The sequence below is a fragment of the Streptomyces sp. NPDC087440 genome, from assembly GCF_044744005.1.
Classification (GTDB): domain Bacteria; phylum Actinomycetota; class Actinomycetes; order Streptomycetales; family Streptomycetaceae; genus Streptomyces.
Window position 1 is genome coordinate 18046 of record NZ_JBIUXN010000036.1, and the last position, 13084, is coordinate 31129.

Sequence of the window (13084 nt, forward strand, 5' to 3'; positions counted from 1 at the left end):
CTTCACACCGGAAGGACCCCGGAGCAGACCCAGGGTCGCCACCTCGTCACGGCGTGGAGCGGTCTTCTCGTACGTCCTCGAACGCGACCGGCGCCTCGAACGCCGCCCGCCGCGTCGCCCGGCGCAGCGCCTTCAGCAGCGTCGGCCCCACCACCAGGGTCAGCACCACGGTCAGCACCGCCCGCCCCAGGTCCCAGCCGACCGAGGTGGCCAGGCAGTACGCGAGGAAGCGCACCAGGTTCTCGTGCACGGGATCGCCCGGCACGAAGGAGACACCGGTGGAGAGCCCGCCGATGTACGTCCACCCCTGGAGGTTCATCACCGTGCCGTAGAAGAAGGCGGCCACCGCCCCGTACGCCGCGAGCATCACCACCTCGCCCGCCCCGCGCAGCCGCCGCCACCCCGGCAGCAGCCCCGCGCCCATCGTGAACCAGCCCATCGCCAGCATCTGGAACGGCATCCACGGCCCGACCCCGCCCGTGAGCAGCGCCGACGCGAAGATCGTCACCGAGCCGAGCACGAACCCGAAGCCGGGACCGAGCACCCGCCCGCTCAGCACCATCAGGAAGAACATCGGCTCCAGGCCCGCCGTCCCCGCCCCCAGCGGCCGCAGCGCCGCCCCGACGGCGGCCAGCACCCCGAGCATCGCGACGGCCTTCGCGTCCATCCCGGAGTCGGAGATCGTCGCCACCACCACCCCGACCAGCAGCGGCAGCAGCGCCGCGAACAGCCAGGGCGCGTCCTTGGAGTGCGCGAGCCCGGCCGCCGAGTCGGCGAGCAGCGGCCACCCGAAGGCGATCACCCCCACCAGGCTGACCAGGATCAGCGCGACCACGGACTTCGGCCCCAGGCGCACCGGACGCGCGCCGGGGATCGCAGCAGAGGGTGCGGCGCTCACCGTACGGACTCCAGCGCGTCCCGCACCTGTGCCACGGTCAGCCACTTCTGCGGGGCCAGGATCTTCGCCACCTGCGGTGCGAAGGACGGCGAGGACACGACGACCTCGGGCGTCGGCCCGTCCGCCACCACCTCTCCGTCGGCGAGGATCACCACCCGGTGCGCCAGCTCGGCGGCCAGCTCCACGTCGTGCGTGGCCAGCACCAGCGCGTGCCCGTCGGCCGCCAGGTCCCGCAGAATCCCCACGAGCCGGGCCTTGGCCGCGTAGTCCAGCCCGCGCGTCGGCTCGTCGAGCAGCAGCAGCGGCGGCCTGCCGGTCAGGACGAGCGCCAGCGCCAGCGCGAGCCGCTGCCCCTCCGACAGGTCCCGGGGGTGGGTGTCGTCCGGCACCCCGGGCAGCAGCGCGCTCACCAGCGCCCGGCAGGTCCCGGGCTCGGCGCCCGCGTCGTGGTCGGCGGCCGCGCACTCGGCGGCGACCGTGTCGGCGTACAGCAGGTCCCTCGGTTCCTGTGGTACGAGTCCCACGCGCCGCACCATCTCGCGCGGGGAGGTCTTCGCCGGGGTCTTCCCGCCGACGGTGACCCGGCCGCCGGAGGGGGTGTGCATGCCGACCAGGGCGTTCAGCAGTGTCGACTTTCCGGCGCCGTTGCGGCCCATCAGCGCGACCGTCTCGCCGGGCCGCACCGTCAGGGACACGTCCCGCAGCGCCTCGACGCGCCCCCGGCGCAGCGAGAGGTGCTCGGCCTCGGCGACGGGCGCGGCGGCCGCAGGCGCTGCCGGTTCTTCCGGCGTACGGTCCGCCAGCTCGACCCGCAGCCCCGCGGCCCGGCGGCGCGCGTCCCGCACCGACAACGGCAGCGGTGACCACCCGGCCAGCCGCCCGAGGCCCACCACCGGCGGGTGCACGGGCGACTCCGCCATCACGTCGGCGGGCTCGCCCAGTACCGGGGCCTGCCCGGGACCGGGCAGCAGCAGCACCTGGTCCGCGTACTGCACGACCCGCTCCAGCCGGTGTTCGGCCATCAGCACGGTCGTCCCCAGGTCGTGCACCAGCCGCTGGAGCACGGCCAGGACCTCCTCGGCTGCGGCCGGGTCCAGTGCGGACGTCGGCTCGTCCAGCACGAGCACCTTCGGGTGCGTGGTGAGCACGGACCCGATCGCCACCCGCTGCTGCTGCCCGCCGGACAGGGTGGAGATCGCCCGGTCCCGCAGATCGGCCAGGCCCAGCAGGTCGAGGGTCTCCTCGACGCGCCGCCGCATGACGTCGGGGGCCACGCCGAGCGACTCCATCCCGTACGCGAGTTCGTCCTCGACGGTGTCGGTCACGAAGTGCGACAGCGGGTCCTGCCCGACCGTGCCGACCACGTCGGCCAGCTCGCGCGGCTTGTGCGTGCGGGTGTCGCGGCCGTCGACGGTGACCCGGCCGGTCAGGGTGCCGCCGGTGAAGTGCGGGACGAGCCCGGACACGGCCCCCAGCAGGGTCGACTTGCCGACACCGGACGGCCCGACGAGGAGGACCAGCTCGCCCTCGGGGACGGTCAGGTCGATGCCGTCCAGGGTGGGTGTCTGGGCCTCGTCGTACCGGACGGAGACGTTCTCGAACCGGATCACTTCACGCTTCCTTGCGGGGGTGCGACGGCGGGGCGGGTACGGGGGCCACGAACGCGGGCAGCAGGCCGATCAGGATCGACAGGGCGGGCCAGACCGGGAACTGCGGGGCCACCAGCGGCAGCACTCCCGGGTGCAGGGCCTGGGCATCGTACGAACCGGCCCAGATCATCAGCCCCGCGACCGCCGCGCCCGATCCGGCGACCAGCCAGGCGCGGACGCCCCACCGGTCGGGGCGGTAGCGGGTGCGGACACTGCGCCGCCCGCCGAGCCGCAGCCCGGCCATCGCGGCGGCGAGACCGATCGCCAGCACCGGCAGCCCGTATCCGGCGCCCTCGGCCGCGAGCAGTCCGTACGTTCCGGCGCACACGCCGAGCAGGCCGCCGAGGGTGAGGGCAGTGGTCACATGCCTTACCGGTGCGGGGACTTGGGCGGTGCGTCCGTACCCCCGCGCGTCCATCGAGGCGGCCAGCGCGACGGACCGCTCCAGCGCGCCCTCCAGCACGGGCAGCCCGATCTGCACGATCGCCTTCACCCCGCCCGTGGGACGGCCGCGCAGCCGTCGGGCGGTCCGCAGACGGACGACGTCGGAGACCATGTTCGGTGCGAAGGTCATCGCGACGACGACGGCCACCCCCGCCTCGTAGAGCGCGCCCGGCAGGGACTTCAGCAGGCGGGCCGGGTTGGCGAGGGCGTTCGCCGCGCCCACGCAGATCAGCAGCGTGGCCAGCTTCAGCCCGTCGTACAGCGCGAAGACGAGCTGCTCGGCGGTGACCTTCCCGCCCAGGCGCACCCCCTTCGCCCAGTCCGGAAGCGGCACCTCCGGCAGGGTGAACAGCACGTGCTGCCCCGGGATCGGCGAGCCCAGGAACACCGAGAACACCAGCCGGATCACCAGCACCGCGAGCCCCAGCTTCACGAACGCCCCGTACGACCGCGCCCACGGCGCATCGGTGCGGCGCGCGGCGACGACGTACCCGGCGACCCCCACCAGCAGCCCGAGCAGCAGCGGATTGGTGGTGCGGGACGCGGCGGCGGCGAGCCCGAGGGCCCACAGCCACCAGGCCCCGGCGTGCAGGGCGTTGCTGCGGCCGGCGGCGGGGGCGCGCAGGGACCTGCTGCCTGCGATCGTGCTCATCCCCGGCGGCGGCGGGCCTGCCACACGGCGGCCCCGCCGAGCAGCAGGACGGCGACGGCCCCGACGACCAGCCCGGCGGACGGACCGCCGCCGCCCGCTTCCTGCTCGGAGCCGCCGCCCGCCTCCTGCTCGGAAACGGAATCCGAGGCGGCGGGAGCGGGAGCCGTGGTCTGCTCGCCCGAACCCGACACCTGGTCGGCGCACCCGGTCTTCGGGTACCCGCCGATGGCGCACAGCAGCGCGGCGCTGTTGTACCGCAGCGGCTTGGCGACCTCCGCCAGCGCGTCCGCGGTGGTCGCATCGGCCGCCACCTGCGCGCATACGGTCCTGGTCGCGGGTGGCGTCTCGCCCTTCGGCGCGTCCTGGGGCGTCCCGAAGTCCAGGACGAGGGCGATCCGCTTGCTGCCCTCCTTGGCCGGGGTGGCGGCGCAGGCGGCCCGGAAGTCGGCGTCGCCGCGCGGCTTGGCGGCGTTCTGGGAGTCCTGGCTCACGGAGAAGCGGAATCCCTGGACCGCCCCGTCGGCCGGGTGCGTGGTGGCGGAACCCTGCTGGGCGTACACCCACTGCGCGCCGTCGCGCTCCCAGAACGACCAGTACCGGTACCCGGTGCCGTCGGCGGCCTGCGCGGCCGGGGCGGCGAACACCCCGAGCACGGCGACGACGACCGCCAGCAGGGCGGAGCGCCGGGCGGTGTGCCGGGCGGTGCGCGCGGACCGGGACCGGCGGCTCACAGGTTCTGCTTGTTCTTGTTGCGCCCGCTGATCAGGAAGCCCGCGCCCATGCTGGCGACGAACGCGACACCGACGATCAGCCAGGTCGTCGTGGAGGACCCGCCGTCGTCGTCGCTCTTCTTCGCGGCGTCGGCGGCGTCCTTCTTCGTCTCGGGGGCGGGCCCGGTCGCGTTCAGCTGCTTGACGAGGTCGGCGCCGCCGAAGTTCTGCGGGTCCATGCCGGTGGCGTGGGCGGCGAAGAGGAGCTGGGCGTAGGCGGCCGGGCCGTTCTGCTTCGCCCAGTCGGCGGAGTTCTTGGCGAGCCAGTCGACGGACTTCTTGGCTGCGGCCTGGTGCCCGTCGGCGGCCAGCGCCACCACGGCGTCGGCGGTGTTGCCGAAGTCGGGCTTGGCCTCGGCGCCGGGCATGGCGGACTTCAGGTACCCGCCGTTCTTGTCCAGCGACCGGGCGAGGTAGTCGGACCCACCGGCGGCACCGGCCTGCGGGTCGGCCATCCCCTCCTTGCAGCCCGGCGCGGCCTCGACCGGCTTGTCCTTCTCCTTCGGTACGTCGATGACCGGCCCGCCCCGCCCGGCGAGGGCGGTCACCACGGCGGCGGTGGCGTCGGCGCTGGGGTAGAGCTTTCCGGCCTTGTCGGGCTGGAAGGCGAAGGAGCCCTGGTTCTCGGTCTTCCCGTCACAGGTGACCTGGAAGCCCAGCAGCGTCTGGAACGGCGTCTTGCCGTCCTTCCCCTTCAGCGCGTCCTGCTTCTCCCCGGCGTCGACGAGCGCACCGGTGACGAGGGCGGTGGAGTTGGCGTCGCTCGGCATCCCGGGGTTGTACGGCCAGCCGCCGTCGGCGTTCTGCACCGACTTCAGCCATCCCACGGCCTTCTTCACGGCAGCGTCCTGCCCGCCGACGGCCTTCAGCGCCTGGAGGGCGGTGGCGGTCGCGTTGGTGTCCCGCACGAGCTTCGCGTCGCAGTCCTTGTCCTTGCCGGTCTCGGCGCGGAACGACGCGAAGCCGCCGTCGCCGCACTGCTGCCCGACGAGCCAGTCGACGGCCTTGGCGGCGGGCTGCACCCCGTTCTCGCGCTGCGCGGTGAGCGCCAGTGACTGCCGGAAGACACCGTCGTACGTGGGGTCGCCCGTGCCGTACAGCCCGGAGGGAACGGTGGGGGGCGACGACGGGGTCGGGGCGACCGGGGCGTTCGGCGCGGCGAGGGCGGCAGGGGCGGTCACCGCGCCGATCACGGCACTGACGGCGAGCGCGGCTGCGCCACGACGCAGGTGAAGGGGGATCATGCGGGGCATTCTACCGGCGGGTACTGGGCGCGGCGCGGGGCGAGGGGGTGGGGGCGGGTGGGGCCGGCCGGTATCCGATGTGCGGCCCCTTCCGGCCCGGGCAGGGGGTCCCCAGCCCCGCCCCTTCACCTCAACCCGCGGGGCAAGTGCACGGTTCCGTGCAGATCCGTCGTGGTTGCTCGCGCAGTTCCCCGCGCCCCTGACGGGGCGCTAGTCCTCCGGGGGGAACACCGGCTCCCCCGAGTCCCGCAGGGCGATGGCGATGGCCTCCACCGGGCAGCCCTCCGCCGCCGCCAGGACGTCCTCGTCGGCGTCCACGGCGGAGGCGACCGGGTGGGACTGGCGGGCCGTGTCCAGGCGGAAGGCGGACGGGGCCGTGTTCACGCACAGGCCGGAGCCGATGCACACCCCCCGGTCCACCTCCACCTGCCAGCGGTCGCCCATCAGGCGCCCGCCCCGCTCTCGAAACCCTGCGGGAGGTGGATCATCTTGTGCTCCAGGTACTCGCCGTAGCCCTCGGGGCCGAACTCCCGGCCCAGGCCGGAGTTCTTGTAGCCGCCGAACGGGCCCATCATGTCCATGCTGAAGGTGTTCACGGAGTACGTTCCGGTGCGCACCGACCGCGCGACCTCGATGCCGCGCTCGACGTCCGCCGTCCAGACGCTGCCGCTCAGCCCGTACTCGGAGTCGTTGGCGATGCGTACCGCGTCCGCCTCGTCCTCGTAGGGGAGGAGGCAGATGACGGGTCCGAAGATCTCCTCGCGGGCGATCCGCATCGAGTTGTCGACCGAGCCGAAGAGGGTCGGCTCGACGTACCAGCCGTGCTCCTGGGAGGCGGGGCGGCCGCCGCCCGCGAGGATCTTCGCGCCCTCCTCCTGGCCGATGCGGATGTAGTCCAGGGAGCGCTGCTGCTGGCGGCGGGCGACGAGCGGGCCGACCTCGGTGGCGGGGTCCATCGGGTCGCCGACCTTGAGGGCGTTCGCCGCCGCCGCGAAGGCCTCGGCGAACTCGTCGTAGCGGGAGGCGGGGGCCAGGATGCGGGTCTGGGCCACGCACGCCTGCCCGTTGAGCATCCAGGAGAAGGGGGCGAGGCCCGCGACCGTCGTGGCGAGGTCGGCGTCTTCGAGGATCACGGCGGCCGACTTGCCGCCCAGTTCGAGCGTCACCCGGGTGAGGTTGCGGGAGGCGACCTCCATCACGCGCTTGCCCGCCGCGACCGAGCCGGTGAAGGACACCTTGTCGACGTCCGGGTGCCCGACCAGGTACTCGCTGACCTCGCGGTCCGCCGGGATGATCGACAGCACACCCTCGGGCAGTCCGGCCTCCGTGCAGATCTCCGCCAGGAGGTACGAGTCGAGGGGGGTCTCCGGCGACACCTTCAGGACGACCGTGCACCCGGCGAGCAGCGCGGGGGCCAGCTTGGCGGCGGCCGTGAACTGCGGGACGTTCCACGGCACGACCGCCGCGACGACGCCGACGGGCTCGCGGCGTATGAGGAGATTCCCCAGCACGCCCGTCCGTCCCGTCTCGAACGGCACCTCCTGGGCGACCTTGATCGCCGCGTCCCACACCATCATCGCGGCGAGGGCCTGCATCATCACGCTCGCGGTGTACGGGGTGCCGTTCTCGGTGGAGATGACGCGGGCGATCTCCTCGTGCCGTACCGCGATGGCGTCCTTGATGCGGGTGACGACCGCGATCCGCTCTTCCAGGGACGTCCGGGGCCACTCGCCGGTGTCGAAGGCCTTGCGGGCGGCGGCGACCGCGCGGTCCACGTCGGTGCGGTCGGCGTGCGGGACGCGGCCGATCACCTGCTCGGTGTGCGGGGAGACCACTTCGATGACGTCGTCGCCGTGGGGGTCGGTCAACTGCCCTGCGATGAAGAGCTGTTGGTGTTCCACGAGTTCGGTCATGCTGCTGCCTCCCGCGAGTTGGGCCCGGCGCGCGCCATGTCACTGACGCACTGTCAGCTTTCTTCCCCGAACTGATACCAGTTCTAGTTCGTACGGGGAAGGGGTGCGACCCGGCTGCCCGGGGCGAGCGGGGCGAGGGCGAGGAGGAAGCACAGGCCGCCCAGGGCGAGGAAGTTGAGGTCGAGGGCCATCAGGACGGTGCCGAGGGTGAGCGCACCGGCCATGACCACGCGCGTCCGGGCGGGCAGCGAGGTGAGGGCGGCCAGCGCGATGACCCCCACGAAGAACAGTGGCGGCACCACCCCGTACACGACGGGCTCGACCCCCGGCACCGCCTTCACCTGCTGGAAGATCTCGACCATCCCGGCCCGGTCGTCCGCCACGAGCCCGGCCACGAGGTCGATGACCGCCTGCACGGCGGTGACGAACGCCCCCACCAGCCCGACCCCGAGGGCGATCGCGGCCGGAAGCCGCCGCCCCTCCGGAGCCAGCCCCCGCAGCCACACCATCACGGGCACAAAGAGCAACACCCCCACCAGCATGGCCAGATGCCCGGCCGTCCACCCCGCGCTCGGGGTGCCGCGCTCGCTGAGCAGCCGGATGACGCCGTACGCGCCGAGGGCGACGGGCCCGGCGACGAGGGCGGCCCTGGTGAGGGGAGTGGGGGAGGGGGAGGTGTGGTGCGTCGTGTTCGTCATGCCCCGAATCCTGTCGGTGTACGGTCACCCGGCCCATCGGGGAGAACCAGGGCCCGACCCCCACAACGCCCCCTGCCCGCCTCAGGGTTGAACCCTCACCCCCCACTGGAACTGGTTCTAGTTATAGTGACGCCGAGGCACGTCCCGCACCGCACAGGACAGTTGGGGGAGCCATGACAGAGCACGCATCCGGCCCGGACGAGGGCAGGGACGACGGCGCGGCCACGCCCGCCACCATCGACCACGGCGGCGGTGTCTGGAGCATCAAGGTCCCGATCCCCGACAACCCCCTGGGCCACACCCTCGTCCACCTCCTGGACACCGACCGGGGCCCGGTCCTGATCGACACCGGCTGGGACGACCCCGCCTCCTGGGAGGCCCTCACCACGGGCCTCGCCTCCCTCGACGTACGCATCGAGGACATCCACGGCGTCCTCATCACCCACCACCACCCCGACCACCACGGGCTCTCCGGCCAGGTCCGGGAGGCGTCCGGCGCGTGGATCGCGATGCACGCCGCCGACGCGGAGGTCGTCCGCCGCACCCGCAGCGCCGAACCGGGCGTCTGGCTCGACTACTTGACTGCCAAACTCGCCTCCGCCGGCGCCCCGCCCGACCACCTCGCCCCGCTCCTCGCCGCCCGCGACGCGGGCCGCATGCGCACGCTGCCCGGCCTCGACGCCGCCCTCCCCGACCGCGAGATCACCCCCGGCGACCTGCTCCCCCTCCCCGGCCGCACCCTGCGCGCGATCTGGACCCCCGGCCACACCCCGGGCCACGTCTGCCTCCACCTGGAGGAGACCCACCCGGCCAACCTCCCCGGCCGGGGCCGCCTCTTCTCGGGCGACCACCTGCTCCCCGGCATCTCCCCGCACATCGGCCTCTACGAAGACCCCGACGACACGACCCCCACCGATCCCCTCGGCGACTACCTCTCCTCCCTCGAACGCATCGCGACCCTGGACGCCGCCGAGGTCCTCCCCGCCCACCAGCACGCCTTCACCACCCCGGCCGCCCGCGTCACCGAACTCCTCGCCCACCACGAAGCCCGCCTCACCGACCTCCGCACGCTCCTGGCCACCCCCCTCACCCCCTGGCAACTGGCCGAACGCATGGAGTGGAACCGCCCCTGGGCCCAGATCCCCTACGGCTCCCGCAACATCGCCGTCTCGGAGGCGGAGGCGCACCTGCGCCGCCTGGTCAAACTGGGCCACGCGGAGCCGGTGCAGGGCACGGATCCGGTGACGTATGTGGCGGTGTGAGGCGAGCGCTGCTGATGCCTGCCTCAGGCGTCGAACTCGTACTCCAGGATGTACGAGGCCGCGTCCAGCACCATGTCGTTGACCTCGACGACGGTGCCGGTGGCGGTGAAGGCGGTGCGGGTGATGAGGATGACGGTGCTGGGGCGGCTCAGTTCGGCGGCCTCGGCGGCGGTGGGGGTGCGGGCCGTGATCTCCTCGCGGAAACGGGTCGGGGCGTGGCCGAGTTCGCCCAGTCGGGCGTACACGCCGCCCGGACCCGGGTCGGGGCGGACGACGGCCGTGTCCCGCACGAGTTCCGCCGGGAAGCGGGACCCGGCGAGCAAGACGGGCTTTCCGTCCAGTACGTACCTTCGGCGGCGTTCCCAGACCGGTTGCCCGGCGGGGACGCCCAGCAGTCCGGCGACCCGGGCGCTCGCCGGGGCCTCCTCGACCACCACCCGGTCAACCGTCAGCACGCGCTGATCGCCGAGGTCGGCCGACCACACCGACCGTCCCGCCGCCCACTGTTCCCCCGCCAGGCGGCGGATTCCGCTGCGGCGCAACGGGCGGAAGCTCCGGACGAAGACCCCGGCCCCTTTGCGTGCCTCCACGATGCCCTCGCTGCGCAGCACCCCGAGTGCGTGCCGTGCCGTCATGCGTGCCACGCCGTGCTGTTCCATCAGCTCGTTCTCGCCGGGCAAGCGGTCGCCCGGACCGTAGCGGCCTGACTCCACGTCCGCCTTCAAGGCGTCGGCGATCCGCTGGTACTTGAGCTGTGTCCCCTTGCTCTGCCGTGGCACACCTGCCCCCTCTGTCGTCCTGCGGCCACATTAGGTCGTGGCGTGACGGGGCTGTCCGTATCGAATTCCCGTGTTCGATTGCGATGTATAGAGAAAGCCCCCTTCAATAGGGGTTGTATAGAGAAAGTTCGACGGGAAGGACGTCCCCACCGTGGAAGACACGCACCCCCTCCGCCTCCTGCCCTGGTCCACGCCCGACGGGCGACCCTGCTATCTCAGTACCGATGGCACGGGCTACGTCGCCCGCCTCGCGGATCGGATGGAGGCGCTCCAACTCGACACCGGGGGTGAGGTGTTGGGGCATGCGCGGGACGTGCTGGGAGGGGCGTCCGTACCGGCCGAGGTGCTTCGGTTCACGGCGACGCGGCTGGCGGAGTGCCTGTCGGACGCGCTGCGGGTGGCGGAGAGCAGGGGGCGGCGGCTCGGTGCTGGTGCGGGGGACGAGGGAGGGGGCGGGCTGGCGTTGCCGCCGGGTGGGGCGGAGCCCCGGCAGTGAGCGCACCTCCGGCCCAGGGCGTCAGGGGGTCTTCGGGTCCTCCGACGTCAGGTCGATCAGGCGGCAGACCGTTTCGATGTCGATCTTGACCTGGGCGATCGAGGCCCGGCCCGAGAGCCACGTGATCAGGGCCGAGTGCCAGGTGTGTTCGATCACGCGGACCGCGGAGAGTTGTTCGGGGGTGGGGCGGTCCGTGGGCGCGTTCAGGCCCATTGCGTCGAGGATGATCGCCGTGGTCTGGCGCGAGACCGTGTCGACCTCCGGGCTGACCGAGCGGTCGGCGAAGGTCAGGGCGCGGACCATCGCGTCGGCGAGGTTCGGCTCGCGTTGCAGGGCGCGGAAGGCGCGCATCAGGGTCTCGGCGACGCGTTCGGAGGGGGAGGACGTCGCCGGGGGGCGCTTGCGGAGGGTGGTGTGGAGGTGGTCCAGCTGGTCCTGCATCGTGGCGACCAGGAGGTGGATCTTGGAGGGGAAGTAGCGGTAGAGGGTGCCCAGGGCCACTTCGGCGGCTTCGGCGACCTCGCGCATCTGGACCGCGTCGAAACCGCCCCGGCTCGCCAGCTGCGCGCTCGCGTGCAGGATGCGGCGCCGCCGGGCCTCCTGGCGCTCCGTGAGGGGAGGGGTGCCCGGGGCCGCGCCCCGGGTGGTGCCGGTGCGGGAACCGGTTCCCGCTGCGGTCGTTGCTCTGGCTTCCGCTTTCATCTGACCCCGTGTCCCCGTGTCGTACCCAGTGCCCGTGCTGTGCCGTGCTGCGCGTCGTGGCGCGAATCACCTGATCCGGACCTTACGCCGCTCCGTCCTGCCGGTAGATTCAAAGCTCCGTGTTCGATCAACACTGGAACTTGTTCTAGATTAGCGCCAGCGGCTACGCTCCGGCGGAAGTGCGTCAAGAAGGGGGCCGAGAGTGACCGCTGAGGCTGTGCAGGCGGGCCCCCGTGCCGGGGTCGACACCAGTGCCGTGAGCGCCGGGGGTGACCGGCCGCTGCGGATCGCTCTGCTCTCGTACAAGGGGAACCCGTTCTGCGGCGGTCAGGGCGTGTACGTGCGCCACCTGTCGCGCGAGCTGGCGCGGCTCGGGCACACCGTGGAAGTGCTGGGGGCCCAGCCGTATCCGGTGCTCGACGGCGGCGTGCCGCTGACGGAGCTGCCGAGTCTCGATCTGTACCGCAGCCCTGACCCCTTCCGGACGCCCAAGCGGGACGAGTTCCGGGACTGGGTGGACGCGGTCGAGTTCGCCACCATGCGCACCGGGGGATTCCCCGAGCCGCTCACCTTCTCGCTGCGTGCCAAGCGTCATCTGGCGGGCAGGAAGGGGGAGTTCGATGTGGTGCACGACAATCAGACGCTCGGGTACGGGCTGCTCGGCGACCTCGGTGCGCCGCTCGTGACGACGATTCACCACCCGATCACCGTGGACCGGCAGCTTGATCTGGATGCCGCCGAGAGCCGGCTGAAGCGGGCGTCGGTGCGGCGCTGGTACGGGTTCACCCGGATGCAGAAGCGGGTCGCCCGGCGGCTGCCGTCCGTGCTGACCGTCTCCGGGTCCTCGCAGGCGGAGATCGTGGAGCACCTCGGGGTGCGCCGCGACCGTATCCACGTGGTGCACATCGGGGCCGACACCGAGCTGTGGTCGCCGGACGCGACCGTCCCGGAGGTTCCCGGGCGGATCGTGACCACGTCCAGCGCGGACGTCCCGCTCAAGGGGCTCGTGTATCTGGTGGAAGCGCTCGCGAAGCTGCGCTCGGAGCGGCCCGACGCCCACCTCGTCGTCGTCGGCAAGCGGGCCGAGGACGGTCCCGTCGCCCAGGCCATCGAGCGGTACGGGCTCGGGAGCGCCGTCGAGTTCGTCAAGGGGATCAGCGACGCGGAGCTGGTCGATCTCGTACGGAGTGCGCAGGTGGCCTGCGTTCCCTCGCTGTACGAAGGGTTCTCGCTTCCGGCGGCCGAGGCCATGGCCACCGGGACCCCCCTCGTCGCCACCACCGGCGGGGCCATCCCCGAGGTCGCCGGGCCCGACGGGGAGACCTGCCTCGCCGTGCCGCCGGGCGACCCGGACGCCCTCGCCGGGCAGCTGTCCCGGCTGCTCGGGGACGACGACCTCCGCATCCGGCTCGGGGCCGCCGGGCGCGCCCGCGTGCTGGAGAAGTTCACCTGGACCCAGGCCGCCATCGGCACCGCCGAGCGCTACCGCGCCGCCATCGCCGCCCAGGCCCGCACGCCCACGTCGTAGGCCTCAACGCATGGGCCCCGCAAGCCACTTGACGTATGCAAGACCGTTC

General features: G+C 72.9%; 13 protein-coding genes. 3 read left to right on the top strand and 10 right to left on the bottom strand.

The features are described 5' to 3' along the window. Positions 1 to 46 precede the first annotated feature (46 nt). The 8 genes from ACIO3O_RS41010 to ACIO3O_RS41045 all read right to left on the bottom strand — a co-directional run bounded on the left by ACIO3O_RS41010 (position 47) and on the right by ACIO3O_RS41045 (position 8268). Positions 47 to 898 (bottom strand): ECF transporter S component, encoded by an 852-nt coding sequence (locus tag ACIO3O_RS41010; RefSeq protein WP_401755549.1) that lies wholly within the window; start codon positions 896 to 898, stop codon positions 47 to 49. Further along, positions 895 to 2508, bottom strand: coding sequence for an ABC transporter ATP-binding protein (locus ACIO3O_RS41015; protein ID WP_401755552.1), 1614 nt, complete (start codon positions 2506 to 2508; stop codon positions 895 to 897). Before ACIO3O_RS41015 ends, ACIO3O_RS41010 begins: the two co-directional genes overlap by 4 nt. Position 2509: 1 nt before the next feature. After that, on the bottom strand, positions 2510 to 3643 hold the full coding sequence (locus ACIO3O_RS41020) for an energy-coupling factor transporter transmembrane component T (protein ID WP_401755555.1): 1134 nt from the start codon (positions 3641 to 3643) through the stop codon (positions 2510 to 2512). Continuing rightward, the gene (locus ACIO3O_RS41025) at positions 3640 to 4374 is read right to left on the bottom strand and encodes an SCO2322 family protein (protein WP_401755558.1); all 735 of its coding nucleotides are present in this window, start codon (positions 4372 to 4374) and stop codon (positions 3640 to 3642) included. Before ACIO3O_RS41025 ends, ACIO3O_RS41020 begins: the two co-directional genes overlap by 4 nt. Continuing rightward, on the bottom strand, positions 4371 to 5657 hold the full coding sequence (locus ACIO3O_RS41030) for a prenyltransferase/squalene oxidase repeat-containing protein (RefSeq protein ID WP_401755561.1): 1287 nt from the start codon (positions 5655 to 5657) through the stop codon (positions 4371 to 4373). The genes ACIO3O_RS41025 and ACIO3O_RS41030 overlap by 4 nt, the downstream gene beginning before the upstream one ends. A gap of 210 nt (positions 5658 to 5867) precedes the next feature. After that, positions 5868 to 6101, bottom strand: a complete 234-nt coding sequence (locus ACIO3O_RS41035) for a ferredoxin (protein ID WP_401755564.1) — start codon at positions 6099 to 6101, stop codon at positions 5868 to 5870. Further along, on the bottom strand, positions 6101 to 7570 hold the full coding sequence (locus tag ACIO3O_RS41040) for an aldehyde dehydrogenase (protein WP_401755567.1): 1470 nt from the start codon (positions 7568 to 7570) through the stop codon (positions 6101 to 6103). The genes ACIO3O_RS41035 and ACIO3O_RS41040 overlap by 1 nt, the downstream gene beginning before the upstream one ends. Positions 7571 to 7653: 83 nt before the next feature. Further along, positions 7654 to 8268: a hypothetical protein gene (locus tag ACIO3O_RS41045; RefSeq protein ID WP_401755570.1), complete on the bottom strand. Its 615-nt coding sequence runs from the start codon at positions 8266 to 8268 to the stop codon at positions 7654 to 7656. A 173-nt stretch (positions 8269 to 8441) separates the two neighbouring features. On the opposite strand from ACIO3O_RS41045, the gene ACIO3O_RS41050 reads away from it, so the two are divergent. Then, positions 8442 to 9530, top strand: coding sequence for an MBL fold metallo-hydrolase (locus tag ACIO3O_RS41050; protein ID WP_401755571.1), 1089 nt, complete (start codon positions 8442 to 8444; stop codon positions 9528 to 9530). A gap of 23 nt (positions 9531 to 9553) precedes the next feature. Here ACIO3O_RS41050 and ACIO3O_RS41055 read toward each other — a convergent pair whose 3' ends face one another. Next, positions 9554 to 10309 carry a GntR family transcriptional regulator gene (locus ACIO3O_RS41055; protein ID WP_401755572.1) on the bottom strand — a complete coding sequence of 252 codons (756 nt, stop codon included), beginning with the start codon at positions 10307 to 10309 and terminating at the stop codon, positions 9554 to 9556. Positions 10310 to 10460: 151 nt separating this feature from the next. Here ACIO3O_RS41055 and ACIO3O_RS41060 point away from each other — a divergent pair, with 151 nt between their 5' ends. Next, the gene (locus tag ACIO3O_RS41060; RefSeq protein WP_401755575.1) at positions 10461 to 10805 is read left to right on the top strand and encodes a hypothetical protein; all 345 of its coding nucleotides are present in this window, start codon (positions 10461 to 10463) and stop codon (positions 10803 to 10805) included. Positions 10806 to 10826: 21 nt separating this feature from the next. Here the strand turns inward: ACIO3O_RS41060 and ACIO3O_RS41065 are convergent, their stop codons facing one another. Beyond that, complete coding sequence (locus ACIO3O_RS41065; protein WP_401755577.1) at positions 10827 to 11507, bottom strand: TetR family transcriptional regulator; 681 nt, start codon at positions 11505 to 11507, stop codon at positions 10827 to 10829. Positions 11508 to 11709: 202 nt separating this feature from the next. Here ACIO3O_RS41065 and ACIO3O_RS41070 point away from each other — a divergent pair, with 202 nt between their 5' ends. Next, the gene (locus tag ACIO3O_RS41070) at positions 11710 to 13035 is read left to right on the top strand and encodes a glycosyltransferase family 4 protein (RefSeq protein ID WP_401755580.1); all 1326 of its coding nucleotides are present in this window, start codon (positions 11710 to 11712) and stop codon (positions 13033 to 13035) included. Positions 13036 to 13084: the final 49 nt, after the last annotated feature.

Excerpts from the sequence above, each read along its gene's own strand:
- ACIO3O_RS41020 (WP_401755555.1), bottom strand. The coding sequence starts at position 3,643 with ATGAGCACGATCGCAGGCAGCAGGTCCCTGCGCGCCCCCGCCGCCGGC.
- ACIO3O_RS41030 (WP_401755561.1), bottom strand. The coding sequence starts at position 5,657 with ATGATCCCCCTTCACCTGCGTCGTGGCGCAGCCGCGCTCGCCGTCAGT.
- ACIO3O_RS41035 (WP_401755564.1), bottom strand. The coding sequence starts at position 6,101 with ATGGGCGACCGCTGGCAGGTGGAGGTGGACCGGGGGGTGTGCATCGGC.
- ACIO3O_RS41040 (WP_401755567.1), bottom strand. The coding sequence starts at position 7,570 with ATGACCGAACTCGTGGAACACCAACAGCTCTTCATCGCAGGGCAGTTG.
- ACIO3O_RS41045 (WP_401755570.1), bottom strand. The coding sequence starts at position 8,268 with ATGACGAACACGACGCACCACACCTCCCCCTCCCCCACTCCCCTCACC.
- ACIO3O_RS41050 (WP_401755571.1), top strand. The coding sequence starts at position 8,442 with ATGACAGAGCACGCATCCGGCCCGGACGAGGGCAGGGACGACGGCGCG.
- ACIO3O_RS41065 (WP_401755577.1), bottom strand. The coding sequence starts at position 11,507 with ATGAAAGCGGAAGCCAGAGCAACGACCGCAGCGGGAACCGGTTCCCGC.